The sequence below is a fragment of the Undibacterium sp. YM2 genome, from assembly GCF_009937975.1.
GTDB lineage: Bacteria > Pseudomonadota > Gammaproteobacteria > Burkholderiales > Burkholderiaceae_D > Undibacterium.
The window spans coordinates 5379690-5403466 of sequence record NZ_AP018441.1 but is presented as its reverse complement, the minus strand read 5'-3'; the positions used below and the strand labels follow the sequence as shown (position 1 = coordinate 5403466).

General features: G+C 51.7%; 28 protein-coding genes, 1 tRNA gene and 1 pseudogene. 25 read left to right on the top strand and 5 right to left on the bottom strand.

Annotated features, from left to right (window positions below; translation table 11 throughout):
* Positions 1-46: 46 nt before the first annotated feature.
* The 16 genes from UNDYM_RS24745 to tatC all read left to right on the top strand — a co-directional run bounded on the left by UNDYM_RS24745 (position 47) and on the right by tatC (position 11300).
* Positions 47-283, top strand: a complete 237-nt coding sequence (locus UNDYM_RS24745; protein WP_162043501.1) for a BolA family protein — start codon at positions 47-49, stop codon at positions 281-283.
* Entirely contained in the window at positions 283-1533 is a 1251-nt protein-coding gene (gene murA, locus UNDYM_RS24740; protein WP_162043500.1) for a UDP-N-acetylglucosamine 1-carboxyvinyltransferase, read from the top strand. Before UNDYM_RS24745 ends, murA begins: the two co-directional genes overlap by 1 nt.
* Positions 1533-2198, top strand: a complete 666-nt coding sequence (gene hisG / locus UNDYM_RS24735; RefSeq protein ID WP_162043499.1) for an ATP phosphoribosyltransferase — start codon at positions 1533-1535, stop codon at positions 2196-2198. The genes murA and hisG overlap by 1 nt, the downstream gene beginning before the upstream one ends.
* A gap of 17 nt (positions 2199-2215) precedes the next feature.
* A complete protein-coding gene (hisD, locus tag UNDYM_RS24730) occupies positions 2216-3532 on the top strand; it encodes a histidinol dehydrogenase (protein ID WP_162043498.1) in 1317 nt (438 codons plus the stop codon).
* 43 nt (positions 3533-3575) lie between these two features.
* On the top strand, positions 3576-4349 hold the full coding sequence (locus UNDYM_RS24725) for a site-specific DNA-methyltransferase (protein ID WP_162043497.1): 774 nt from the start codon (positions 3576-3578) through the stop codon (positions 4347-4349).
* A gap of 69 nt (positions 4350-4418) precedes the next feature.
* Positions 4419-5495: a histidinol-phosphate transaminase gene (hisC, locus tag UNDYM_RS24720; RefSeq protein ID WP_162043496.1), complete on the top strand. Its 1077-nt coding sequence runs from the start codon at positions 4419-4421 to the stop codon at positions 5493-5495.
* Entirely contained in the window at positions 5492-6094 is a 603-nt protein-coding gene (gene hisB / locus UNDYM_RS24715; RefSeq protein ID WP_162043495.1) for an imidazoleglycerol-phosphate dehydratase HisB, read from the top strand. Before hisC ends, hisB begins: the two co-directional genes overlap by 4 nt.
* A gap of 49 nt (positions 6095-6143) precedes the next feature.
* Entirely contained in the window at positions 6144-6782 is a 639-nt protein-coding gene (gene hisH, locus UNDYM_RS24710; protein ID WP_162043494.1) for an imidazole glycerol phosphate synthase subunit HisH, read from the top strand.
* A gap of 100 nt (positions 6783-6882) precedes the next feature.
* Positions 6883-7674 carry a 1-(5-phosphoribosyl)-5-[(5-phosphoribosylamino)methylideneamino]imidazole-4-carboxamide isomerase gene (gene hisA / locus UNDYM_RS24705; protein WP_162043493.1) on the top strand — a complete coding sequence of 264 codons (792 nt, stop codon included), beginning with the start codon at positions 6883-6885 and terminating at the stop codon, positions 7672-7674.
* Positions 7671-8435 (top strand): imidazole glycerol phosphate synthase subunit HisF, encoded by a 765-nt coding sequence (hisF, locus tag UNDYM_RS24700; protein ID WP_162043492.1) that lies wholly within the window; start codon positions 7671-7673, stop codon positions 8433-8435. The genes hisA and hisF overlap by 4 nt, the downstream gene beginning before the upstream one ends.
* A complete protein-coding gene (gene hisI / locus UNDYM_RS24695) occupies positions 8432-8833 on the top strand; it encodes a phosphoribosyl-AMP cyclohydrolase (protein ID WP_162043491.1) in 402 nt (133 codons plus the stop codon). The genes hisF and hisI overlap by 4 nt, the downstream gene beginning before the upstream one ends.
* A 10-nt stretch (positions 8834-8843) precedes the next feature.
* Positions 8844-9197: a phosphoribosyl-ATP diphosphatase gene (locus tag UNDYM_RS24690; RefSeq protein ID WP_162043490.1), complete on the top strand. Its 354-nt coding sequence runs from the start codon at positions 8844-8846 to the stop codon at positions 9195-9197.
* Between the two features lie 47 nt (positions 9198-9244).
* A complete protein-coding gene (locus UNDYM_RS24685) occupies positions 9245-9616 on the top strand; it encodes a histidine triad nucleotide-binding protein (RefSeq protein WP_162043489.1) in 372 nt (123 codons plus the stop codon).
* A 118-nt stretch (positions 9617-9734) separates the two neighbouring features.
* Complete coding sequence (gene tatA / locus UNDYM_RS24680) at positions 9735-9950, top strand: Sec-independent protein translocase subunit TatA (RefSeq protein ID WP_162043488.1); 216 nt, start codon at positions 9735-9737, stop codon at positions 9948-9950.
* Positions 9951-9996: 46 nt separating this feature from the next.
* The gene (gene tatB, locus UNDYM_RS24675; RefSeq protein WP_162043487.1) at positions 9997-10482 is read left to right on the top strand and encodes a Sec-independent protein translocase protein TatB; all 486 of its coding nucleotides are present in this window, start codon (positions 9997-9999) and stop codon (positions 10480-10482) included.
* Positions 10483-10526: 44 nt separating this feature from the next.
* Positions 10527-11300: a twin-arginine translocase subunit TatC gene (gene tatC / locus UNDYM_RS24670; RefSeq protein WP_162043486.1), complete on the top strand. Its 774-nt coding sequence runs from the start codon at positions 10527-10529 to the stop codon at positions 11298-11300.
* On the opposite strand, the gene UNDYM_RS24665 is transcribed toward tatC, so the two are convergent.
* Positions 11286-11960 carry a DUF2461 domain-containing protein gene (locus UNDYM_RS24665; protein ID WP_162043485.1) on the bottom strand — a complete coding sequence of 225 codons (675 nt, stop codon included), beginning with the start codon at positions 11958-11960 and terminating at the stop codon, positions 11286-11288. The genes tatC and UNDYM_RS24665 overlap by 15 nt on opposite strands.
* Before the next feature lie 6 nt (positions 11961-11966).
* A complete protein-coding gene (locus UNDYM_RS24660; protein ID WP_162043484.1) occupies positions 11967-13142 on the bottom strand; it encodes a Do family serine endopeptidase in 1176 nt (391 codons plus the stop codon).
* 13 nt (positions 13143-13155) lie between these two features.
* Here UNDYM_RS24660 and UNDYM_RS24655 point away from each other — a divergent pair, with 13 nt between their 5' ends.
* Positions 13156-13917: a Nif3-like dinuclear metal center hexameric protein gene (locus UNDYM_RS24655; protein WP_162043483.1), complete on the top strand. Its 762-nt coding sequence runs from the start codon at positions 13156-13158 to the stop codon at positions 13915-13917.
* Positions 13918-14077: 160 nt separating this feature from the next.
* Here UNDYM_RS24655 and mscL read toward each other — a convergent pair whose 3' ends face one another.
* A complete protein-coding gene (gene mscL, locus UNDYM_RS24650) occupies positions 14078-14497 on the bottom strand; it encodes a large conductance mechanosensitive channel protein MscL (protein ID WP_162043482.1) in 420 nt (139 codons plus the stop codon).
* Positions 14498-14897: 400 nt separating this feature from the next.
* Between mscL and petA the strand changes: the two genes are divergently transcribed.
* From petA to UNDYM_RS24615, 7 genes and pseudogenes are all read left to right on the top strand, one after another.
* Complete coding sequence (gene petA / locus UNDYM_RS24645) at positions 14898-15512, top strand: ubiquinol-cytochrome c reductase iron-sulfur subunit (RefSeq protein ID WP_162043481.1); 615 nt, start codon at positions 14898-14900, stop codon at positions 15510-15512.
* Positions 15512-16923: pseudogene (locus UNDYM_RS24640) on the top strand (cytochrome bc complex cytochrome b subunit). The gene petA and the pseudogene UNDYM_RS24640 overlap by 1 nt, the downstream one beginning before the upstream one ends.
* Positions 16924-16945: 22 nt before the next feature.
* On the top strand, positions 16946-17710 hold the full coding sequence (locus tag UNDYM_RS24635; RefSeq protein WP_162043480.1) for a cytochrome c1: 765 nt from the start codon (positions 16946-16948) through the stop codon (positions 17708-17710).
* A 151-nt stretch (positions 17711-17861) separates the two neighbouring features.
* Positions 17862-18473 carry a glutathione S-transferase N-terminal domain-containing protein gene (locus UNDYM_RS24630; protein ID WP_110256517.1) on the top strand — a complete coding sequence of 204 codons (612 nt, stop codon included), beginning with the start codon at positions 17862-17864 and terminating at the stop codon, positions 18471-18473.
* Between the two features lie 155 nt (positions 18474-18628).
* Positions 18629-19120 (top strand): ClpXP protease specificity-enhancing factor, encoded by a 492-nt coding sequence (locus tag UNDYM_RS24625; protein ID WP_162043479.1) that lies wholly within the window; start codon positions 18629-18631, stop codon positions 19118-19120.
* 58 nt (positions 19121-19178) lie between these two features.
* Positions 19179-19254 (top strand) — tRNA-Thr (locus UNDYM_RS24620).
* A gap of 191 nt (positions 19255-19445) precedes the next feature.
* Positions 19446-21632, top strand: a complete 2187-nt coding sequence (locus UNDYM_RS24615; RefSeq protein WP_162043478.1) for a S9 family peptidase — start codon at positions 19446-19448, stop codon at positions 21630-21632.
* Positions 21633-21691: 59 nt separating this feature from the next.
* On the opposite strand, the gene UNDYM_RS24610 is transcribed toward UNDYM_RS24615, so the two are convergent.
* The gene (locus tag UNDYM_RS24610) at positions 21692-22354 is read right to left on the bottom strand and encodes a glutathione S-transferase family protein (protein ID WP_162043477.1); all 663 of its coding nucleotides are present in this window, start codon (positions 22352-22354) and stop codon (positions 21692-21694) included.
* Positions 22355-22366: 12 nt separating this feature from the next.
* Positions 22367-22795 (bottom strand): DoxX family protein, encoded by a 429-nt coding sequence (locus UNDYM_RS24605; protein WP_162043476.1) that lies wholly within the window; start codon positions 22793-22795, stop codon positions 22367-22369.
* A 78-nt stretch (positions 22796-22873) separates the two neighbouring features.
* Here UNDYM_RS24605 and UNDYM_RS24600 point away from each other — a divergent pair, with 78 nt between their 5' ends.
* Positions 22874-23758, top strand: coding sequence for a LysR family transcriptional regulator (locus UNDYM_RS24600; protein WP_162043475.1), 885 nt, complete (start codon positions 22874-22876; stop codon positions 23756-23758).
* The last annotated feature ends 19 nt before the right edge of the window (positions 23759-23777 follow it).

Here is a 23777-nt window from a genome sequence, read left to right as displayed (position 1 = left end):
ACGCAGTACAACAATTGCTTCACCATTTTGATCAAGAGAGTTAGCCGTGTTTCCTACGCCCGAACAAATTAAAAATTACATTGCAGCCGGTCTGGAATGTACTCACCTGGAAGTCGAAGGCGACGGCCAGCACTTTAATGCCGTGATCGTTTCTGCCGCCTTTGCTGGCAAGCGCCCGATACAGCGTCACCAGATCGTCTACGCAGTTCTCGGTGACCGCATGCGCGAAGAAATACATGCCCTTTCCATGAAAACCCTGACGCCAGAAGAGTACGCTGCATAATGGATAAATTATTGATCACAGGCGGTAACCGCCTGAATGGTGACATCACGATTTCTGGCGCAAAAAATGCTGCGCTGCCTATCCTGTGCGCAGGCTTGCTGACTTCGGGTAATGTCGAATTGCACAATGTGCCTTCGCTACAAGATGTCAGCACCATGCTGAAATTGCTGCGTCAAATGGGCCTGCAAGTCACGCAGGAAAACGGTGTGACCGTACTCAATGGTGCAGCCATAGACAAGCTCGAAGCACCGTATGACCTGGTGAAAACCATGCGTGCATCGATACTCGTGCTCGGTCCCTTGCTGGCACGTTTTGGTGAAGCGAAAGTATCTTTGCCAGGCGGTTGTGCGATAGGTTCGCGCCCGGTTGATCAGCACATCAAGGGCTTGCAAGCGATGGGCGCCGAGATCAATATTGAAGCCGGTTACATCCATGCCAAGGCCAAGAAACTCAAAGGCACACGCATAGTCACCGACATGATTACCGTGACCGGTACAGAAAACCTGTTGATGGCAGCGACGCTGGCCGAAGGTGAAACCGTACTCGAAAATGCCGCGCGTGAGCCAGAAGTTACTGACCTGGCCAATCTGCTGGTCGCCATGGGTGCCAAGATTGAAGGCATAGGCACAGACCGCCTTGTTATCCAGGGTGTAGAGAGTCTGCACGGTGCAACGCATACTGTCATCGCTGACCGCATAGAAACCGCAACCTTCCTGTGCGCAGTAGCTGCTACTGGTGGTGACATTACCTTGAAAAACACACGCAGTGACATTCTTGATGTCGCGCTTGATAAATTGCGTGACGCTGGTGTGATACTGACGACGGGCCCGGACTGGATACGCGCGCAAATGAGCAGCCGTCCCAAGGCTGTCGGTTTCCGCACTACTGAATATCCTGGCTTCCCGACTGACATGCAGGCGCAATTCATGGCATTGAACTGTATCGCACAAGGTAGTAGCCGTGTCACGGAAACGATATTTGAAAACCGTTTCATGCATGTACAGGAAATGAACCGCCTGGGCGCAAAAATAGAAATCGACGGCCACACTGCCATCGTCAATGGTGTCGATAAACTCATAGGCGCACCAGTCATGGCGACTGATTTGCGGGCCTCTGCCTCGCTGGTGATTGCCGCCATGGTGGCCGAGGGTGAAACCCTGATAGACCGCATCTACCATCTGGACCGTGGCTATGACCGTATGGAAGTCAAACTCTCCGCAGTTGGTGCACAGATACAGCGAGTCAAATAATGTCTGCCCCAGTAAATTCGCAACTGACCCTGGCCTTGTCCAAAGGCCGCATCTTTGAAGAAACCCTGCCTTTGCTGGAAGCAGCTGGCATACGCGTCACTGAAGATCCGGAGAAATCGCGCAAGCTGATTTTGGCGACCAATGACCCTGATGTGCGCGTCATTATCGTCCGTGCATCTGACGTACCCACTTATGTGCAATATGGTGCAGCCGATTTTGGTGTGGCGGGCAAGGATGTCTTGCATGAGCATGGCGGTGCTGGCCTGTACCAGCCTATCGATCTGAACATTGCCAAATGCCGCATGTCAGTCGCGGTGTCCGTGGGTTTTGATTATGAAAACGCCGTGCGCCAGGGCGCACGCCTGCGCGTCGCTACCAAGTATACCGAAACAGCGCGCCAGCATTTTGCCAGCAAAGGTGTACACGTTGATCTGATCAAGCTGTATGGCTCGATGGAGCTGGCGCCACTGGTTGGTTTGTCAGATGCGATTGTCGATCTGGTCAGTACCGGTAGCACCCTGCGTGCGAATAATCTGGTGGAAGTGGAGCACATCATGGAAATTTCTTCGCGCTTGGTAGTTAACCAGGCGGCACTGAAATTGAAGCGTGAACGTCTGCAACCCATATTGGAAGCATTTGATCGTGCCTCCAAGGCAAATGCATAATTGACCAAGAGAACAGCATGGCATCCCTGATTACCCGGCTTGATACGACCGATGCAGATTTTTCCAGGAAACTGACTTCACTACTGGCTTTTGAAGCGAGTGAAGATGAAGCGATAGACCGCGCCGCTGCGCAGATTTTGGCCAGCGTCAAAACCAGTGGTGACACCGCCGTGCTGGAAGCGACCAATCGTTTTGACCGCCTCAATGCCAGCAGCGTTGCCGCGCTGGAGTTGACGCAGGAAGAAATGCAGGCCGCACTGGCGTCATTGAATATTGAGCGCCGCACTGCGCTGGAAACGGCAGCAGCACGCGTACGCGCCTATCATGAAGTGCAAAAGACCGAATGTGGTTCGGCTGGCTTTAGCTATACCGAGGCAGATGGCACCGTACTAGGGCAAAAAGTCACGCCGCTGGACCGCGTTGGTATTTATGTACCCGGTGGCAAGGCAGCTTATCCATCGTCGGTATTGATGAATGCGATACCGGCCAAGGTGGCGGGCGTCAAAGAAATCATCATGGTGGTACCTACACCAGACGGCGTAAAAAATCCTTTGGTGTTGGCGGCTGCAGCAATCGCTGGTGTTGACCGCGTGTTTACGATAGGTGGCGCGCAGGCGGTCGGTGCCCTGGCCTATGGTACGGCAACGATACCGCCCGTTGATAAAATCGTAGGCCCCGGCAATGCCTATGTGGCTGCTGCCAAGCGCCGTGTGTTTGGCGTGGTTGGCATAGACATGATTGCCGGTCCTTCTGAGATTCTGGTGTTGTGCGATGGCACGACTGATCCTGACTGGGTCGCGATGGATTTGTTCTCGCAGGCTGAACATGATGAGCTGGCGCAATCGATTTTATTGTGCCCGGATGAAGCCTATATAGAAGCCGTACAAGCCAGCATCATCAAGCTGTTGCCTGACATGCCCAGGCATGAAGTGATACGCACTTCACTGGCCAATCGCGGTGCACTGATCAAGGTGCGCGATATGGATGAAGCCTGCGAAATCGCCAACAGCATCGCGGCTGAACATCTGGAAATTTCCGCAGAAAACCCTCAGCAATGGGCAGACAAGATACGTCATGCCGGTGCCATGTTCCTCGGTCGCTATTCATCTGAATCCCTCGGTGATTATTGCGCTGGGCCCAACCATGTCTTGCCAACTTCACGCACGGCACGTTTTTCTTCACCACTGGGTGTGTATGATTTCCAGAAACGTTCATCGATGATTTTCGTCAGTGAGCAGGGCGCGCAAACACTCGGTAAAGTTGCTGCTGAACTGGCCTATGGCGAAGGCTTGCAGGCGCATGCACGCAGTGCAGAATTGCGGCTCAAGTCATGAAAGCAAAATTGCTGTCTGCCATGAATACCTATACCTGCATATGATGGCCGAATGGCGTAACCAGGTTTTTTGTGAAGATGCGCTGCAAGGCCTGGCGCGGCTGCCTGATGCCAGCGTAGACTTATTGCTGGCCGACCCACCGTATGGTCTGGGCAAGGATTATGGCAATGAGTCCGACAAGATGGAGTCGGCTGCCTACCTGGAATGGATGGCGCAGTGGATAGACCTGGCCCTGCCCAAGCTGAAAGCCAATGGCAGTCTGTATATCTTCCTGACCTGGCGTTATTCGCCTGAAGTCTTTGTGATGCTCAAGCAGCGCATGAGCATGATGAATGAAATCATCTGGGACAGGCGCGTGCCGTCCATGGGCGGTACGGTAAGAAAATATTCATCGGTGCATGACACCATAGGCTTTTTCGTCAAAGCCAAAGATTATTATTTTGACCTGGATGCAATACGTATCCCGTATGATGCAGCCACCAAGAAAGCCCGCAGCCGCAAGATTTTTGAGGGTGCGAAGTGGCTGGAACTGGGATTCAATCCCAAGGATGTCTGGAGTGTCTCGCGCCTGCATAGAGAACATGCCGAACGCGAAGAACATCCTACCCAAAAACCGCTCGAAATCATCGAGCGCATGATCAAGGCTTCCTGCCCACCCGGCGGCGTGGTACTCGATCCCTTCATGGGCAGCGGCACCACTGCCGTAGCTGCCAAACGTTGCGGGCGTGATTTTGTCGGATTTGAATTAAATCCCGACTATTGCGCAATGATAGAAAATCGCCTGGCCTCCATAGACACGGAAGTACTTCCTGCCTGATTTGTGTCTAGCCGTTGTCTGAGCGATTTTCACTGTTACAGTACACAAGCCTGAACATGGAGTAAAGAATTGAGCATCACCAAACTGATACGCCCTGAAATCGCCAGCCTGTCCGCCTATCACGTGCCGGACGCCAGCGGTTTTGTGAAGCTGGATGCAATGGAAAACCCTTACCTGCTACCGCCTGATATGCAGCAGGAACTGGCCAAGCATCTGGCAGGCGTGGCACTGAACCGCTATCCACAACCAGCCTATGCCAGCCTCAAGCAATTGATTGCCGAAAAGCTGGGCGTGCCTGCTGGACATGACATCGTATTGGGCAATGGCTCGGATGAACTCATCAGCATGGTGTCCATCGCCTGCGCCAAACCCGGTGCCAAGGTGCTCGCACCCGTACCCGGCTTTGTCATGTATGCGATGTCCGCCCTGTTTGCCGGGCTGGAATTTGTTGGTGTCGACCTGAACCCGGATTTCACGCTGAACAAGGCAGCCATGCTGGCAGCTATTGCTGAGCATCAACCAGCCATTACTTATCTGGCTTACCCCAACAATCCTACCGGCACGCTCTACGATGCTGACGATATGGTCGCCATTTTGCAGGCGGTTGGCGAGGATGGCATCGTCATCGTCGATGAAGCCTATCAGCCCTTTGCTCAGACCAGCTTCATGTCACGTCTGGCAGAGTTTGATAATCTGGTCGTCATGCGCACCGTCTCCAAGCTGGGCCTGGCAGGCATACGTCTTGGTTATATGGCAGGCAATAATGCCCTGATGCATGAATTTGAAAAAGTGCGCCCGCCTTACAACATCAATGTACTGACGCAGGCAGCGGCAGAATTTGTGCTGAGCAGGGTAGAAATACTGGATGCGCAAGCAGCAGAATTGCGCCAGCAACGTACTGAATTAATGGCTGCCATGGCAAGCTTGCCAGGTGTGCAAGTCTTTCCCTCGGCTGCCAATTTTGTGCTGATACGTGTTGCGAATGCCGAACAAGTCTTTGTGAAATTACGCGAACAAAAAATTTTAGTCAAAAATGTAGGTAAAATGCATAATCTGCTGGGTGACTGTCTGCGCATTACAGTCAGTACCCGGGAAGAAAATGCTCTTTTTCTTGCTGCCCTGGCAGCATCTTTATCATCAAAATGAATAAGCCCATAGAACGCATTGCGGCGGTTACCCGCAATACCAATGAAACACAAATCCGTGTTGCCATCAATCTTGATGGCACAGGCCAGCAAAAACTCAATACCGGCGTCCCTTTCCTGGATCACATGCTGGATCAGATTGCCCGTCATGGCTTGATTGATCTCGACATAGAAGCTGTTGGCGACCTGCATATTGATGCCCATCACACGGTAGAAGACGTTGGTATTACCCTGGGCCAGGCATTTGCCAAGGCGATAGGCGATAAAAAAGGCATACGCCGTTATGGTCACGCCTATGTGCCCCTGGATGAGGCATTGTCACGCGTGGTCATCGATTTTTCTGGCCGCCCAGGCCTGGAATACCATATTCCCTTTACCCGCGCCATGATAGGCAATTTTGATGTTGATCTGACCCGTGAGTTTTTCCAGGGCTTTGTCAATCATGCACTGGTGACCTTGCATATCGACAACTTGCGCGGCGATAATTCCCATCATCAATGTGAAACGGTATTCAAGGCCTTTGGCCGCGCCCTGCGCATGGCAACCGAGCTCGATGTGCGCGCGGCAGGAACCATACCCTCGACCAAAGGCAGCCTTTGATCGCAATGCAGATTGCAGACAAGAGATACCAGTTTGCTGGTGATTCATTATGAATAAAATTGTAGTAGTAGATTATGGCATGGGTAATTTGCGCTCGGTAGCGCAAGCCCTGCGTGCCGTCGCCCCAGAGGCCAACGTACTGATCTCGGGTGAAGTTGCCGATATCCGCAGCGCAGACCGTATCGTTTTGCCAGGTCAGGGCGCCATGCCTGACTGCATGAGCTGCCTGCGTGAATCAGGCCTGCAAGATGCCTTGCTGGAAGCCGCCCGCAACAAACCCCTTTTTGGTGTCTGTGTCGGTGAACAAATGTTGTTCGATGTCAGTGAGGAAGGTGATACGCCTGGCCTGGGGCTCTTGCCCGGCAAGGTAGTGCGTTTTGCACTGGATGGGCAACTGCAGGCAGATGGCTCGCGTTACAAAGTGCCACAAATGGGCTGGAACCGCGTACATCAATCGCAGTCACATGCTTTATGGCAAGATATTGCTGATGAAGCCTATTTTTATTTTGTGCACAGCTATTATGCCAAGCCCGCAAATGCGCAACACGCAGTCGGCATGACGGATTACGGCAGCCTGTTTGCCTGTGCCGTAGCGCGTGACAATATTTTCGCCACCCAGTTCCACCCTGAAAAGAGCGCAACGGCTGGCTTGCAACTGTATAAGAATTTTGTACACTGGAAACCGTAAGCGTACGAACCAGGTGTTTGAGGTAAATTTTTTACACTGATTTTTTACTGGTATTGTCTTTTCTTATTGCCACATTGACGTTCCTACTTTTTTTCATATCATGCTGCTCATTCCTGCTATAGACCTGAAAGATGGCCACTGCGTACGCCTTAAACAAGGTGACATGGACCAGGCTACCGTATTCTCTGAAGACCCGGCCGAAATGGCGCGCCATTGGCTACGCCAGGGTGCGCGTCGTCTGCATCTGGTGGATTTGAACGGTGCTTTTGCCGGCAAGCCCAAGAACGAGGCGGCTGTCAAAGCCATCATACAGGCGGTGCGCGATTACGCAGAAGAAACCGATACCGAAGAAATCCCCGTGCAGCTCGGCGGCGGTATCCGTGATCTCGATACCATAGAACGCTATCTCGACGATGGCCTGTCCTACATCATCATAGGTACCGCTGCGGTCAAGAACCCCGGTTTCCTGGCAGATGCCTGTAGCGCCTTTCCCGGCCAGATCATCGTTGGCATCGATGCCAAGGATGGCAAGGTCGCCACTGATGGCTGGAGCAAATTATCTGGTCATGAGGTGATTGATCTCGCCAAGAAATTTGAAGACTATGGCGTCGAAGCCATTGTCTATACCGACATAGGCCGTGACGGCATGATGGGTGGCGTCAATATTGAAGCCACGGTCAAGCTGGCGCAGGCCGTCAGCATCCCCGTCATCGCCTCTGGTGGCGTGCATGTACTGGCTGACGTCGAAGCCCTGTGCGCTGTACAGGACGAGGGTATAGAAGGCGTCATCTGTGGCCGTTCGATTTACGAAGGCACGCTGGACCTGTCATCGGCACAAGACCGTGCTGATGAACTCAGCGGTGAATTCGACGATGAAGAAGAAACTGAATGAGCTTAGCCAAACGTATTATCCCTTGTCTGGATGTGACCGCTGGTCGTGTCGTCAAGGGCATTAATTTCCAGGAACTGCGCGATGCCGGTGACCCGGTAGAAATCGCCCGCCGTTATGACGGGCAGGGCGCAGATGAGATTACTTTTCTCGATATCACTGCGTCTTCCGATGGCCGTGACCTGATTTTGCCGATCATTGAAGCCGTGGCTTCGCAAGTGTTCATCCCGCTCACTGTCGGTGGCGGTGTGCGCACGGTGGCTGATGTACGCCGTCTGCTCAATGCCGGTGCGGACAAGGTCGGTATCAACACTTCTGCCGTGACCAACCCGCAACTGGTGGCCGATGCTGCACACAAGTATGGCTCGCAATGCATAGTCGTGGCGATTGATGCCAAGAATGTGGGGCCAGGCAAATGGGAAGTATTTACCCACGGTGGCCGCAATGCCACCGGCCTGGATGCTGTTGAGTGGGCCATGCACATGGCAAAACTGGGGGCAGGTGAAATCTTGCTGACCAGCATGGATAAGGATGGCACGCGTTCCGGTTTTGACCTCGGTCTGACCCGTGCAGTGTCGGATGCGGTGCCTATACCCGTCATTGCCTCCGGCGGTGTCGGTGGCTTGCAAGACCTGGCTGATGGCATCAAAGTTGGTGGTGCCGATGCGGTACTGGCTGCCAGCATCTTCCATTACGGGCAACATACGGTCGGTGAAGCAAAGCAATTTATGGCAGCACAACATATACCGATGAGGTTGTCATGAGCGCGGCAAAATGGTTGAACAAGGTCAAATGGGACGAAAACGGCCTGGTACCTGTCATCGCACAAGAGGCCAGCAGCAACGATATTCTGATGTTTGCCTGGATGAACCGCGATGCCCTCTCCAAAACGGTAGAGCTGGGTGAAGCAGTTTACTGGAGTCGTTCACGCAAGAAGCTCTGGCACAAAGGCGAAGAGTCGGGCCATATCCAGAAGGTCAAGGAAATCCGCATCGATTGCGACGAAGACGTGGTTTTGCTGAAGATAGAGCAGATTGACAGCATTGCCTGTCACACTGGCCGCCATTCCTGTTTCTTCCAGAAGTTTGAGGGCAGCCTCAATGACGGCGACTGGCAGGCAGTTGATCCAGTCTTGAAGGACCCGGAAAGTATTTACAAATGAGTATATTGTCATGAGTGTGTCCCAGGAGCAGACTTTGCAGCGTCTGGCAGAGATCATAGAAAGCCGTAAGCTGGCCAATGGCGGTGACCCGGACAAATCCTATGTCGCCCGCCTGTTTTCCAAGGGTGACGATGCCATCTTGAAAAAGATAGGCGAAGAAGCAACCGAAACCGTCATGGCTGCCAAGGATGCACGAGTCTCAGGTGATGCCAGCAAGCTTTTATATGAATGCGCCGACTTGTGGTTTCATTCGCTTGTCATGTTAGCCCAGTATGATCTCAGCCCTCAGCAGGTGCTGGACGAGCTGGCAAGGCGCGAAGGTATTTCTGGTATTGAAGAAAAGGCAGCACGCAAGGATGCGTGAGGCCATCATTTGACATCATGCGTCTTGTTGAAAAGAACGGATAAAACGTGGATAACTGTATTTTTTGTAAGATTGCTGCAAAACAAATTCCTTCTGCCAGCGTCTATGAAGATGAAGAATTGCTGGTATTTAAAGATATCAACCCGGCTGCCCCAGTGCACCTGTTGATCATTCCCAAAGTACATATTGATACTTTATCGTCGGTACAGCCAGAACATACTGCCGTATTGGGGAAAATGCTTGCCCTTGCACCAAAGCTGGCACAAGAGCAGGGTTGTGCTCCTGTGCTTGGGACGGATGGTAGTCTGACAGGCGGTTACAAAACCCTCATCAACACCGGACCGGATGGTGGGCAAGAGGTGTATCATCTGCATATGCATGTGATAGGTGGCCCCAAGCCTTGGCGCGGACAACGCTGATCTACCAGATGACCGACAGTGAACAGACGTTGAGCTGACACTGTGATATGGCTGGGTTTGATAATCGCGGGTTTCTATTCATATTTTTCGAGAGCAAGACTCTCATAAGGAGTACATCATGGGTTCATTCAGTATTTGGCATTGGCTGGTAGTGCTGGCTATCGTTGTTGTTGTGTTTGGTACAAAAAAGATCGCCAATATTGGCCCTGATCTGGGTAAAGCTGTTAAGGGTTTCAAAGATGGCCTCAAAGGTGAAGAAGACAAGGCTGGCTCACAGCAAGTTGCCGACAAAAGCACGATAGATGTAGAAGCCAAAGAAAAATCCAAACTGTGATCGCATTCTTTACCGGTAATCTGGATTTTTTATGTAGGTTTTACCCATGATAGACCTGGGAATCAGCAAGCTCGCCTTGATAGGCGTGGTTGCTCTGATCGTCATCGGCCCTGAAAAATTGCCCAAGGTGGCAAGAATGGCTGGCACTTTGCTGGGACGTGCGCAACGTTACATCAATGACGTCAAGTCTGAAGTCAGCCGCGAAATCGAGCTCGAAGAATTGCGCAAGATGCAAAAAGATGTACAGGATGCCGCCCAGAATGTAGAGCAATCCATACACCAGACCTGGTCAGAGACTGAACAGGAATTGCGCAACCTGGGGCAGGAAACTGAAACAGCCATGTTGCATACAGCCACGCCTGAGCAATTGGCGGTCAAGGCAAAAAGCTTCCGCCGTAAAAAACTCGCTCGTACTTCGGCCTTGCCTGCCTGGTATAAAAACCGCCATGGCCAGCGCCAGCACATTATCTCCGGGTCGGCGAGAATGGCGCGTCACCGCGCCTATCCCCGTTCTGGCGGTAGTTTCTTTTAATTTTCGCTTATGTCATTGCGTTTTTATAATCTGGTGGTATTCGCATGAGCGATCACACGGAACAGGCTCCCGAAGAAAGTTTCATCTCGCACCTGGTTGAGTTGCGTGACAGGCTGGTCAAGTCCATGTATGGTCTGGCCATCACCTGCGGCATCCTGATGCTGTGGCCAGGGCCCTCAGCGATTTATGATTTTCTGGCACAACCCATGCTGGCGTCTTTGCCTGCCGGCTCGAAAATGATCGCGACGGGCGTTATTTCACCTTTTCTGGTGCCGATGAAGGTGACCTTGTTGCTGGCATTCATGGTGGCCTTGCCATGGATTTTGTATCAGGTGTGGGCCTTTGTTGCACCTGGCCTGTATACCCATGAAAAGCGTCTGGTCGCACCGCTGGTGATTTCCTCTTCCGTGCTCTTTCTGTGCGGTGTGGCGTTTTGTTATTTTCTGGTTTTTGGCCGCGTCTTCAAATTCATCAATGAATTTGCCCCGGCGTCCATCAATGTTTCACCTGACATAGAAAACTATCTGGATTTCATCATGTCCATGTGTCTCGCTTTTGGCGTGACCTTTGAAGTACCGGTAGTTGTGGTGGTGCTGGTACGTATGGGCCTGGTGCCGCTGGATAAGCTCAAGGCCATACGCCCTTATGTAATCGTCGGTGCCTTTGTGATTGCAGCCATCGTGACGCCACCTGACATTGTCAGCCAGTTTTCTCTGGCTGTGCCCATGTGGATATTGTATGAGCTGGGTTTGCTGGTTGCCCCCATGTTTGTACGGGCAACCCAGGCACCTGACTCGACAGAATCAAACGGGAGCTGACCTGAGCCAGCTTACCAGCGGCATCGCGCTCTTGTAAGCGGTCAGCAGGGTGGTTTTCAATTCATCTGTATCCATGCCCTTGAGCGGGCATTCAGTCCACACCATGAAGTTCTTCAGCTTGATCTGCTCTATATGCGGCAGGTCGGCATCAAAGCCCTTGGGCGGCCGTTGCAGCTTGCCTTCTTCCTGCAGGGTACCAAACTGGGCTTTCAGTTTCTTGTCCTTCAAGACCTTGGCAAAGCCATCAGGGTCAGCGACGATGTGAGTGCGTATCGCCTTCAGGCGGTCTGACGGTGGCATGTATTCACCGACCGCATAGAACAGACGGCCAGTACCATCCATCTGGAAATAATAAGCGGGCCCGCCACCTTCACTGGGTTTCTTGCGCCCGCTAGGGACGATGGAAGACGAGAAGGTGGTCTTGTAAGGCGATTTGTCATGCGCAAAACGGACGTCGCGGTTGATGCGGAACAAGGCTTTTTTCGGTTCCAGCCCCAGGATGGCAGGATCAAACTTGCTGATCTCAGTGATCAGTTCAGTCACCAGTTGTAAAAATTCTGCACGCAAAATGTCATAGCGCGGTTTGTTCATGACAAACCAGGCACGGTTATTGTTGTCGCCCAGTTCGGATAAGTAAGCTTGCAGGTCGATCAAATGCATGGGTATTTATTCCCTTGGTTCTTCTTTACGGGCTGATGGGCGCTTGCCTATCAGGATTTCCAGTGTTGGTTCCTTGGTGTCACGCAAAACCGTGACTTTGGCTTTGTTGCCAGGCTTCAGCTGTGCCACTAGGTTCAGCATCTGGGTGGTGTTGCCGACTGGCTTGCCTTCAATCGCAATCAGGATGTCGCCAGGCTTCATGCCTGCCTTGTCAGCCGGGCCGCCGCGTATGACACCAGCGATGATGGCACCGGATTTCTGTTTCAGACCAAAGCTGTCGGCCAGCTCAGGCGTGATGTCCTGCGGTTCCACACCTATCCAGCCGCGCACGACGTGGCCATTGGTGATGATGGATTCCATGACCTGCTTGACCGTGCTTGCCGGTATCGCAAAGCCTATGCCTACCGAACCGCCGGTCTGTGAGTAAATTGCTGTATTCACGCCAAGCAAATTGCCATTCACATCCACCAGTGCGCCACCAGAGTTGCCAGGGTTAACGGCCGCATCTGTCTGGATAAAGTTTTCAAAGGCATTGTCAGTCAGGTTATTGCGCCCCAGCGCAGAGATAATGCCCATGGTCACGGTCTGGCCGACGCCAAAAGGATTGCCAATCGCGAGCACTACATCGCCTACACTGGCCGTGTCAGAGCGGCCCAGGGTAATCGCAGGCAAGTCCGGCAAATTGATCTTGATGACGGCCAGATCAGTTTCCGGGTCGGTGCCGACTATCTTGGCACTGGCCTTGCGGCCATCCGCGAGGGCAACTTCAATATCGTCGGCTGCTTCCACCACATGGTTATTCGTCAGGATGTAACCTTCAGGGCTGACAATGACGCCCGAGCCCAGGCTGGACAGGCGCTCGGCCTGCGGGTTTTGCTGGTCGCCAAAGAAACGTCTGAGGAAGGGGTCATTCAACAGTGGATTGCGGCGCTGACGTACTTCTTTCGAGGTGAAGATATTCACCACCGAGGGCATGGCCCGCTTCGCAGCAGCGCCATACGAGCTTTGCGCGGGGACGCTGTTGGCAGGCGCTTCCTTGACGATGGCACCGGCATTCAGGGTCTGGGTTTGTCTGCTGTTATAGCCAGCTTTTACCCAGTCGGGTTTCAAGGTGGTTACAATGAACCAGAGCGCCAGACCGACAGTGACAGTTTGGGCAAACAATAACCAAAGACGACGCATAGTGAGAATCAGTATGAAATCAGTGAATCGGGACGAATTAGCGCAATTCCTGGCAAAAGAATTGCAAGTCAATTATTTTCGTGATTATTGCCCAAACGGCGTACAGGTGGAAGGGCGTAACACCATTAAACATATAGTCAGCGGTGTGACTGCCAGTTTAGCATTATTGGAAAAAGCCGTGGAATTGCAGGCAGATGCCATCCTTGTGCACCATGGTTATTTCTGGCGCGGTGAAGACATGCGCGTCATAGGGCAAAAGCAGCGCCGCCTGAAACTCTTGCTGGAAAATGATATTTCCCTGTTCGCCTATCATCTGCCGCTGGATAACCATGCAGAACTGGGCAATAACATAGGCCTGGCGCGCCGCCTGGGACTGGTTGCTGACGGGCGCTTTGGAGAAAACGATCTGGCCTGGATGGGGACACTGGAAGACAAAGCTATCGCCACCCTCGCTGACCTGGCCCTGCATATAGAACTCAAGCTGGGCCGCAAGCCCCTGCTGATCGGTGATCCGGCAGCGCCTGTAGGACGCGTCGCCTGGTGCACAGGTGCCGCCCAGAACATGCTCGATCAGGCAATCACTGCCGGTGCCACGGTTTACCTGAGTGGAGAAATATCCGAGCCTACGGTACACCTGGCACGCGAATCAGGTGTGGCCTACATCGCCTGCGGCCATCATGCGACCGAGCGTTTTGGGGTGCAGAGCCTGGGGGCATTCGTTGCTGACACGTTTGGGGTGCAGCACAGCTTTGTGGATATTGATAATCCGGTGTGAGGCCAGAATTTCCCTCCCCTTCAAGGGGAGGGGTAGGGAGGGGATGGGTCTCTGGTGATGAGCCAAAAATGAATTTACGCGGGAAATCCCTCACACTTTCAGATCATGACAATTTGTTTTGACCCCACCAGAACATCTGGTTTTGGGGCGATACATAGCATCACTTCCTTAAAGCGTCCCTGATCTCGCGCAACAGCAACACATCTTCAGGTGTGACTTCTGGCGCAGGTTCCGGTGCCGGTTCTGCCTTTTTGAGGGCATTGACCAGTTTGACCATCTGGAAAATCACAAACGCCAGGATAACGAAACCTACGCTGACCGTCACAAAATTACCATAAGCGATAACGCCGCCAGCTTTTTTGGCTTCCGCCAGCACCAGGTGCGTGCCCTGGCCATTCAGCGGTATGTAGTAATTTGAAAAGTCCAGTCCGCCAACGATGCGGCCAATGACAGGCATGACGATATCGCCTACCAGGGAATCAACGATTTTGCCAAAGGCAGCACCAATGATGACGCCGACAGCCAGATCAACGACGTTGCCGCGGCTGATAAAGGTTTTAAATTCATGCAACATGGACATAGAAATTCTCCGGGTGAGAAGCTGGTAAATAAATCATAAACAGATCATGAGGCGCAGATAAATACCTCATTGTGATGCAGAATAAACGACAAAAATGCATGCACAAAATGTAATTATCCCGATTTTAATGCCCAAAGCAGGGGAAAAGCCTGCAGTTTTTTGTCAATTTTGTTTTCTCTCCAGCCTTAAATATTTATTATTGCCTATGATTTTGTGCTCAAAGCGGCATTGCGACCAGCCTGAACTTGTATTTCGGGCTTGAATTGTTGAAAAATGCCAGCAAGTTGGCGTTTCGGATATCTTTTTCTTTAAAACCATATCCGGGTCATTTATAATTTAAGGTTGCTAGAAGCTGGGTTTTGCTTCATCAGTTTTTGATTATTGACAGATTGGGGTTGGTATGAGTATCGAAAAGCAGGTCGATTCCGGCCGTCGCGGTTTGCTCGTCGCCACTTGCGCGGCGGGTGGTGTGGCAGGCTTGGCAACGGCAGGTGCGCTGGTAAGCACTTTCCAGCCATCCGAGCGTGCCAAGGCTGCAGGTGCACCGGTGGAAGTGGACATCTCGTCCTTGAAACCAGGCGAAATGCAAACGACTGAATGGCGTGGTAAGCCAGTTTGGATTCTGAAGCGCACACCAGAAATGATGGCGAGCCTGGCCAAGACTGAAGACAAGGTTGCCGATCCAAAATCGGAAAAACCTTACACCATGGACATGCCAGAGTACTGCGACAAGCAAAGCCGCTCACGCAAAGAGCATAGCGACATCCTGGTTGCCGTTGGTATTTGCTCACACCTGGGTTGCTCCCCAAGCTCCAAATTCCAGGAAGGTGCACAGCCATCCCTGCCGGATGACTGGAAAGGCGGCTTCCTGTGCCCATGCCATGGTTCGACCTTCGATCTGGCTGGCCGTGTATATAAAAACAAACCAGCTCCACAAAATCTGGATGTGCCTCGTCACATGTTTTTATCAGACACCAAAATCATCATCGGTAAAGATGAGAAAGGCGAGGCTTAATCATGGCATTTGTTGAGAAAAAACTCCCGGCAGACGCTCCTGTCGTGGACAAGGCCTTGAACTGGGTCGATTCCCGTTTCCCGCTGACCAAGCTGTGGAATGATCAATGGGGCAAGTACTACGCACCTAAAAATTTCAACTTCTGGTACATCTTCGGTTCCCTGGCCATGCTGGTCCTGGTTATCCAGATCGTTACCGGTATTTTCCTGGTCATGCATTACAAACCAGATGCGAATCTGGCGTTTGCTTCTGTCGAATACATCATGCGTGATGTGCCCTGGGGTTGGCTGGTGCGTTACATGCACTCGACCGGCGCTTCGGCCTTCTTCATCGTGGTCTATCTGCACATGACCCGTGCCTTCCTGTACGGTTCTTACCGCAAGCCACGTGAGCTGATCTGGTTGTTTGGTTTCGCGATTTTCCTGTGCCTGATGGCCGAAGCCTTCTTCGGTTACCTGCTGCCATGGGGCCAGATGTCTTACTGGGGTGCTCAGGTTATTGTTAACCTGTTTGGTGCCATTCCTTTCATTGGCCCTGATCTGTCCCTGTGGATCCGTGGTGACTATGTGGTGTCTGATGCGACTCTGAACCGCTTCTTCTCTTTCCACGTTATTGCGATTCCCCTGGTTTTGCTGGGTCTGGTGGTTGCTCACTTGATCGCCTTACATGAAGTGGGTTCCAATAACCCAGACGGTATAGAAATCAAAGAAAACCTGGGTCCTGATGGCCATCCTGTTGATGGCGTGCCTTCTCACCCTTACTACACTTTCCACGATATTTTTGGCGTGACTGTGTTCCTGACTATTTTCAGTTTCGTAGTATTCTTTGCACCGGAAATGGGGGTTACTTCCTTGAGTACAATAACTTTATCCCGGCTGACTCGCTGAAAACGCCTCCGCATATTGCGCCAACCTGGTACTTCACGCCTTTCTACTCGATCTTGCGTGCAACTACTTCCGAGTTCCTGTACGTGGTGCAAGCCGGAGCTGTTGCTTATGTAGCACTGATCTGGCTGACCACCAAGTTGCCACAATTGCTGAAGATCGCAATTGCCGCAATTGCACTGGTAGCAGTCGCTGGCATGATGCCTGGTGCACTCGATGCGAAATTCTGGGGTGTGGTATTGTTCGGCGGCTCTGTCGTGATCCTGGCTTTCCTGCCTTGGCTCGATGTTTCCCCGGTTAAATCCATACGTTACCGTCCAGACTGGCACAAATATGTGTACATCGTCTTTGGTATTGCCTTCGTTACTCTGGGCTACCTCGGTGTGCAGGCTCCTTCCCCTACTGGTGAACGTGTTTCCCAGGTTTGCGCAGTGATTTACTACGGCTTCTTCCTGTTGATGCCATGGTGGAGCGGTATGGGTACATTCAAGCCTGTGCCCAAGCGTGTAACATTTGCAGCGCACTGAGAAAAAGCGAGGAAGAATAAGCATGAAATTACTTAAAAAACTGATCGCTGTGCTGGCATTTGCTCCTGCAATGGTATTGGCCAATAGCGGCACTTTCCCTCTGGACCGTGCACCCGACCGCTCTACTGACATGGCAGCATTGCAAAATGGTGCCAAGCTGTTCGTCAACTATTGCCTGAACTGTCACTCTGCGTCTGCCATGCGTTATAACCGCTTGAAAGATATCGGTTTGACAGATGAGCAGATCAAGCAAAACCTCTTGTTCACTGGCGAAAAAGTCGGCGACCTAATGAAAGCCACCTTATCCGCCAAGGATGCCAAGGAATGGTTTGGTGCAGTACCTCCTGATTTGTCCGTGATTGCCCGCGCCAAGGCATCTGGTGACGGCACAGGTGCAGACTGGATTTACACTTACCTGCGTACTTACTACAAGGATGAGTCCCGTCCTACTGGCTGGAACAATATGGTGTTCCCTAACGTAGGCATGCCGCATGTACTGTGGGAATTGCAAGGTACGCGTACCGTCAAGATGGTAGAAGAAAGCGACCCGCATGATGAATCCAAGAAGGTTCACAAGTTCGCTGGCTTTGAAACTGTAACGCCTGGCACCATGAACAAGATAGAGTATGACAATGCCGTTGGCGACCTGGTTGCTTACCTGCAGTGGATGGGCGAACCAGCCCAAAGCACACGCAAGCGCCTGGGCGTCTGGGTCTTGTTGTTCCTTGCTACGCTGGCTACGCTGGCATGGCGTCTGAACGCATCGTACTGGAAAGAAGTAAAATAAATGTAAGGTTTCTGGCTCGCGCTGCTAACAGTATGGGCCCGGAATTTTTTGAGATCGTCCGTTTTTCTCCGTCGTAAACGGACGTGTAATCCCTGGGGTGAGGTGCGCAAAACTGGCTCCTCGCCCTGATCGTTTCTAAGGAACTATAAAAATGATGGTTCTCTATTCGGGTACAACCTGCCCATTTTCTCAACGTTGCCGCCTGGTCCTGTTTGAAAAAGGCATGGATTTTGAAATCCGCGATGTTGATCTGTTTAACAAACCTGAAGATATCTCGACCATGAATCCTTATGGTCAGGTGCCTATTCTGGTTGAACGTGAATTGATATTGTATGAATCCAATATCATCAATGAATACATCGATGAGCGCTTCCCGCATCCGCAACTGATGCCGGCAGACCCGCTGCAACGCGCCCGCGCCCGTTTGATGTTGTTCAATTTTGAAAAAGAATTGTTCATCCACGTCCATACGCTGGAAAACGACAAGAACACCGCGTCGGCCAAAGTGCAGGACAAGGCACGCGCAGAAATTCGCGACCGCCTGACCCAGCTGGCACCTTTGTTCGTCAAGAACAAGTACATGCTCGGTGATGAGTTCTCCATGCTCGACGTGGCCGTTGCCCCGTTGTTGTGGCGTCTTGATCACTACGGTATAGAATTGTCGAAGACAGCAGCACCTTTGATGAAGTATGCAGAACGTATTTTCTCCCGTCCTGCCTATATCGAAGCACTGACACCATCTGAAAAAGTCATGCGCAGATAAGCAAGGCAATTTCAGGATAAGATAACAAGGCTGATGCATATCAGCCTTGTTGTTTTTGGGCACTACGCCTATGCTTGAGTAAGTCTTACAGTATCCGCAAGTACATCCTAAAGTACATTTTCATCTATCGCAGCCATCGCATTTATCGTATACCCATGCAAGAAATATCCACCAAACCTTATTTTATGCGTGCCATCTATGAATGGTGCACCGACAATGGCTTTACCCCCTACATGGCGGTCAAGGTCAACCATGCTGCGCGCGTGCCTATGGAATTCGTCAGGAATGGTGAAATCGTACTCAACATCAGTTTTGGCGCGACCAGTGGCCTGAAGATGGATAACGATGCAGTCGCCTTCAAAGCCCGCTTCGGCGGTGTGTCCCGCGAAATCTATGTGCCGGTAGAAAATGTGCTGGCAGTATATGCCAGCGAAAATGGCCAGGGCATGGCATTTGAAGTTGATCTCAGCGAAACGGCTGAAGAAAGCGAAGAAGCTGTTGCGGAAGTCGAAGAAATCAGCAAGCCTGTGCTGGGCCTGGCATCGGTAAAAAGTACGCCTGCGCCTGTAGAAAACCAGATTTCTGAAGAAGAAACAAAAAAATCTGAAAAAAAATCTGAAAAGCCCTCGCTAAAAATAATAAAGTAGCCTATAATCTTGGTCTTCGGGAATGCAACGGCAACGAAGCAAAAACGAAAAAAGTTTCGCCGACTTAGCTCATTTGGTAGAGCAGTTGACTTGTAATCATCAGGTGGCCAGTTCGATTCCGGCAGTCGGCACCAAATTAAAAACCCATCGTTAGTAATAACGGTGGGTTTTTTCTTTTCTATCCATTTTTCGTCTCATACATATTTATTCCATAAACTGTTTTTTCATGAACTGCTCAAGCTGGGCACGGTCAGAATCTCTGACTGCCAGATACCAGGGCAGGGCTTTGACTCAATCTTTCTTAAATTTACGGTCTGGGAGTTTTATGCGAACTTGCATCGCGTCTTTGTTGTTGGTGATTAGTCCTGTACTTGCGGCCAGTGCCGCTCAAGCCCAGGATGGCATGCTCAGCCTCGAAATGCTGTATCACCCGACAAAAAAAGAAAAATTTGACACCAAACCACTGACACGCCTGGCCTGGGATGCACAAAACCGCCTGATAGAAACGCAAAGCAAGGATGGCGTAGTCCAGCAATTTGTGGTGAATCCTGCGACCTGGGACAAACAGCTGCTAAGCCTGGATGGCAATATCCTGGCGATGATGACAGCCGCAGGCATACCAGAAAAAGAAGCCAAGGCCCAGATAGACAAACTGACACCGCAAATCAAGCCCGACCTGAAGTCTTACCTGTTCACATATAAAAATGATTTATGGTTGCTTGATCTGCAACGCGGCAAGGTCAGGGAGCTGACTCATACGCCAGATCAGGTTGAAGATGAAGCCATACTGTCACCTGATCTGCAATCGGTCGCTTATCTGAAGGGCAATGATATTTACCTGACCGATATCGCCACTGCCACAGAAAAACGCCTTACCACCGGTGGCAATGAAACCACCTTCAACGGCCGCCTGGACTGGGTATACATGGAAGAGATTTATGGCCGCGGTAAATTGCGGGCATTCTGGTGGGCACCTGATTCCAAAAAGATCGCCTACCTGAGCTTTGATGAAAGCAAGGTGCCGGTATATACCTTGAGCGGCGACCATGTGCAGCCCATCAAGAGTGAGCGGACCCGCTATCCCAAGGCTGGTGACCCCAATCCTGATGTCAAGTTGGGCGTTGTCGATATGACGGGCCAAACCAGCTGGACTGAAAACCCTTATGCGGGCAAGGAAACCCTGATCGTCCAGGTAGGCTGGACACCGGATGGCAAGTTGCTGGCATCCTGGCAAGACCGCGTGCAGACCTGGCTGGACCTGCGTCTGTATGATGCGGAGTACCGCAGCAGGCAATTGCTGCGCGAGAGCAGCCCGGCCTGGGTTGAGCGCCTGCCTTTGCCACAATTCTTGAAAGACGGCAGCTTTATCTGGGAATCTGACCGCACCGGCCATCATCATCTGTATCGCTATGACCAGCAATACCAGCTCAAGGGCGCGATAACCAAAGGCGACTGGGATATCCGCAGCGTCTATGGTGTGGATGAAGCCAAAGGCAAAGTTTTTTTTGCGGCCAATGAACGCAACCCCATAGGCAATGATGTGTATGCCGTCAATCTCGATGGCAGCAAGCTGCAAAGGCTGACGACAGAATCAGGCACTCATAATGCACGCTGGAATAGTGCATATACCCATTTCATCGATAGCTGGAGCAGCCTCAGGCAGCCACCAAGGCAGGCAGTATTCAATGCAGAAGGTGTATCGCAAAAGCTGGTCGATGATGTTGGTGTGCCTGAGAAAATGCAGGGTCTGAAACTGGCCAAAGTCACGCAACAACAAATCCAGTCGCGTGATGGCTTCCTGATGGAAAGCCTGTTGTTCCTGCCACCGGATTTTGATCCTAAAAAGAAATACCCAGTTTATCAGCATCTGTATTCCGGCCCCATGGCGTCACAAGTGGTTGATCGCTGGAATAATAATCTCTTGTACCACTTCCTGGCGCAGCAAGGTTATATCGTCTGGATAATGGATAACCGCAGCGCCAGCAACAAGGGCCTGGTCAGTGCCTGGCCTATACACAAAAAACTCGGTCAACTGGAATTGCAAGACCAGCTCGATGGGCTTGACTGGTTGCGCAAACAGGGCTGGGCCGATATGGACCGGATAGCCTTGAATGGCTGGAGCTATGGCGGCTATATGACTTCTTATGCGATGACCCACAGCAAGGCATGGAAGATAGGTTTCGTCGGTGCGCCAGTGACTGATTATCGTCTGTATGACAGCGTGTATACAGAACGCTATATGGGTTTGCCGCAAGAGAATGCCGAAGGTTATGACAAGGGCAGCGTGCTGAAAGCTGCCAAGGATCTGAGTGGCAAGATCATGATCATGCATGGCACCATGGATGATAATGTCCATCCGCAAAATACCATCATGTTCATTGATGAGCTCATCAAGAATGGCAAGGATTATAGTCTGCAATTGTATCCCGGTGCAGGCCACGGCCCGCGCGGTGATTGGGTGGTTTGGTCGCAGCAAAAAGCCAAGTGGGAATTTTTGAAAAATAATCTCTGATTTTTTTTGACCTTCGAGACGTGATAATGAAAACGGTGCAGAAAAATCTGCACCGTTTTTTATTGCATTAAAGCTGATAAGGCTGAATGACGTGCATGCAAGAAAGCACGCAATAAAGTTGAGTAGTCTTCACTGACAGCAGTCTGCACTGAAGCCCGCGCCTGCAGGGTTTGCCGCCATGCTTTTAGTTTGGGAAGGTCAGTGAAAAATCTGAAGTCTGCTATTTGCTCAAACACGTCAAAATAGCGGAATACTGGCGCAAATGCGGCATCTACCAGGTTGAAATTTTCTCCTGAAAAATAAGGCCCATCGCCTAGCTGCTTTTCTAGTTGTACAAACTTTGTTCTTAACTCGGCGGCCTTGGCATGCAATATCTGCGCATCTGCGGCATTGTAAAAACCGCCTATGCTATTCAGCGTGGTCGAGGCAAATTCTATCCAGGCGCGGTGTTGCGCTCTTTCCAGTGCTGCTTCCGGGTGCAGGCGGTGTGGCGTGGTTTCATCGAGGTATTCGCAAATGACTGCTGATTCAAAGATGGCCTGTCCATCTACCAGCAACACTGGCGTCTTGCCCAGTGGTGACACTTGCAGGAACCAGTCAGGCTTGTTCGCCAGGTCTATGTCTATACGTTCAAACTCAAGACCTTTCTCGGCGAGGGTAATGGCCGCACGTTGCACATAAGGGCAAAGCTTGTGGCTGACCAGGGTATATGTATTGCTCATGATTTCCCCCTCTTATGCCAGTGAAAAGCGTGAACTACGGCGCAGGGCAAAGGCCCCATCACCGAGTAACCAGAGCGCGATTGAAGTCATGATCAGAAACACTGGATACTCCCAGCCACCGTTAGGGCTGGTATGCACCCAGCCATTGCCAAAATGCACGGTAGCGGCAACTGCCATGATGGGTGCCAGCGCCAGTGCAACCTGGCGGCTGTAGATGCCGAGTACCAGCGCCAGGCCACCGAGTAATTCCAGCGCAAACACGGGATAAGCGAGAAAGCCCGGATAACCTATGCTGGTAAAAAATTGCGCGGTGCCGGGCAGGGTAAACACAAACAGTTTCAGCAAGGCATGGGCTATCCACATGATGCCCAGGCTGACGCGTAACAGGGTGATGCCGTAGGCGTTGCTGCTTTGGTCTGCCGAGGGATTTGAATGAGTCATTTTGTGCTCCAAAAAAGTAGTTGATGGAGCTACTATATGATTTCGCATTTGCAATGAAAATAGGTGATGGAGCAAACTATGAATGCAAAAACGCAATACAAGCTAAAAGCTGCTGACCTTGAAGTGGTGCTGGCGCTGGTGCGTACCGGCAAGCTGGCTGAGGCGGGAGAACGGCTGGCACTGGATGCATCCACCGTCTTCCGCAGTATACAGAAGCTGGAAAAAGGCCTGGGGCAACGCCTGTTTGAACGTTCGCGCACAGGTTATCAGGCCAATGAACTGGCGAAGGAATTGGCTGTACATGCAGAACAAATGGAAGCACAACTGGAGGCTGCACGTTCCGCCATGCAAATGCAGCCAGATCAGGTCGCAGGAGCCGTGCGCATCACAACGACAGACACCATATTGCATGGCTTGCTGGCACCTGTCTTGAAGCCTTTGCAACTGCTGCATCCCCTCTTGAGTCTGGATCTGCATGCAGGCAATGAACTGGCCAGCCTGACCAGGCGCGATGCCGACATTGCCATACGGGCAAGCAAGCGGCCACCGCAGCATTTGATAGGCAAGCATCTGGGGCCTATACGGGTGGCTTTGTATACAGGCAAGAGCAGCAAGATAAAGCACTTTGATGCTGACGTCGCCCAGCGTCATCATTGGATAGCCCCTGACGATGCCTTGCCAGAACATCCGTCTGTCGTGTGGCGCAAGAAGCATTTCCCAAAGCTGCAGGCGACCTATAAGGTCAATAGCATACTCACCGTGGCAGAGTTGGTGGGGCAGGGCTTGGGGCTGGGTATCTTGCCACTATTCCTCGCCCAGGGGCGCAAGGATGTAGTGCAACTGAGTGATGTGCTGGATGAATGCCAGACCGAGCTATGGCTGCTCACACATACCGAGGCCAGGCATTTGCGCCGGGTGTCGGCGGTGTATTCTTACCTGTCGCAAGAGATGGTCTTGAAATGAAAAAAGCCGCTGTGAGCTT

What these genes read in the sequence shown, in the direction of transcription:
- murA (WP_162043500.1), top strand. Translation starts at nt 283, where the DNA reads ATGGATAAATTATTGATCACAGGCGGTAACCGCCTGAATGGTGACATC.
- hisG (WP_162043499.1), top strand. Translation starts at nt 1,533, where the DNA reads ATGTCTGCCCCAGTAAATTCGCAACTGACCCTGGCCTTGTCCAAAGGC.
- hisD (WP_162043498.1), top strand. Translation starts at nt 2,216, where the DNA reads ATGGCATCCCTGATTACCCGGCTTGATACGACCGATGCAGATTTTTCC.
- UNDYM_RS24725 (WP_162043497.1), top strand. Translation starts at nt 3,576, where the DNA reads ATGGCCGAATGGCGTAACCAGGTTTTTTGTGAAGATGCGCTGCAAGGC.
- hisB (WP_162043495.1), top strand. Translation starts at nt 5,492, where the DNA reads ATGAATAAGCCCATAGAACGCATTGCGGCGGTTACCCGCAATACCAAT.
- hisH (WP_162043494.1), top strand. Translation starts at nt 6,144, where the DNA reads ATGAATAAAATTGTAGTAGTAGATTATGGCATGGGTAATTTGCGCTCG.
- hisA (WP_162043493.1), top strand. Translation starts at nt 6,883, where the DNA reads ATGCTGCTCATTCCTGCTATAGACCTGAAAGATGGCCACTGCGTACGC.
- hisF (WP_162043492.1), top strand. Translation starts at nt 7,671, where the DNA reads ATGAGCTTAGCCAAACGTATTATCCCTTGTCTGGATGTGACCGCTGGT.
- hisI (WP_162043491.1), top strand. Translation starts at nt 8,432, where the DNA reads ATGAGCGCGGCAAAATGGTTGAACAAGGTCAAATGGGACGAAAACGGC.
- UNDYM_RS24690 (WP_162043490.1), top strand. Translation starts at nt 8,844, where the DNA reads ATGAGTGTGTCCCAGGAGCAGACTTTGCAGCGTCTGGCAGAGATCATA.
- tatA (WP_162043488.1), top strand. Translation starts at nt 9,735, where the DNA reads ATGGGTTCATTCAGTATTTGGCATTGGCTGGTAGTGCTGGCTATCGTT.
- tatB (WP_162043487.1), top strand. Translation starts at nt 9,997, where the DNA reads ATGATAGACCTGGGAATCAGCAAGCTCGCCTTGATAGGCGTGGTTGCT.
- tatC (WP_162043486.1), top strand. Translation starts at nt 10,527, where the DNA reads ATGAGCGATCACACGGAACAGGCTCCCGAAGAAAGTTTCATCTCGCAC.
- UNDYM_RS24665 (WP_162043485.1), bottom strand. Translation starts at nt 11,960, where the DNA reads ATGCATTTGATCGACCTGCAAGCTTACTTATCCGAACTGGGCGACAAC.
- UNDYM_RS24660 (WP_162043484.1), bottom strand. Translation starts at nt 13,142, where the DNA reads ATGCGTCGTCTTTGGTTATTGTTTGCCCAAACTGTCACTGTCGGTCTG.
- UNDYM_RS24655 (WP_162043483.1), top strand. Translation starts at nt 13,156, where the DNA reads ATGAAATCAGTGAATCGGGACGAATTAGCGCAATTCCTGGCAAAAGAA.
- mscL (WP_162043482.1), bottom strand. Translation starts at nt 14,497, where the DNA reads ATGTCCATGTTGCATGAATTTAAAACCTTTATCAGCCGCGGCAACGTC.
- petA (WP_162043481.1), top strand. Translation starts at nt 14,898, where the DNA reads ATGAGTATCGAAAAGCAGGTCGATTCCGGCCGTCGCGGTTTGCTCGTC.
- UNDYM_RS24635 (WP_162043480.1), top strand. Translation starts at nt 16,946, where the DNA reads ATGAAATTACTTAAAAAACTGATCGCTGTGCTGGCATTTGCTCCTGCA.
- UNDYM_RS24630 (WP_110256517.1), top strand. Translation starts at nt 17,862, where the DNA reads ATGATGGTTCTCTATTCGGGTACAACCTGCCCATTTTCTCAACGTTGC.
- UNDYM_RS24625 (WP_162043479.1), top strand. Translation starts at nt 18,629, where the DNA reads ATGCAAGAAATATCCACCAAACCTTATTTTATGCGTGCCATCTATGAA.
- UNDYM_RS24615 (WP_162043478.1), top strand. Translation starts at nt 19,446, where the DNA reads ATGCGAACTTGCATCGCGTCTTTGTTGTTGGTGATTAGTCCTGTACTT.
- UNDYM_RS24610 (WP_162043477.1), bottom strand. Translation starts at nt 22,354, where the DNA reads ATGAGCAATACATATACCCTGGTCAGCCACAAGCTTTGCCCTTATGTG.
- UNDYM_RS24605 (WP_162043476.1), bottom strand. Translation starts at nt 22,795, where the DNA reads ATGACTCATTCAAATCCCTCGGCAGACCAAAGCAGCAACGCCTACGGC.
- UNDYM_RS24600 (WP_162043475.1), top strand. Translation starts at nt 22,874, where the DNA reads ATGAATGCAAAAACGCAATACAAGCTAAAAGCTGCTGACCTTGAAGTG.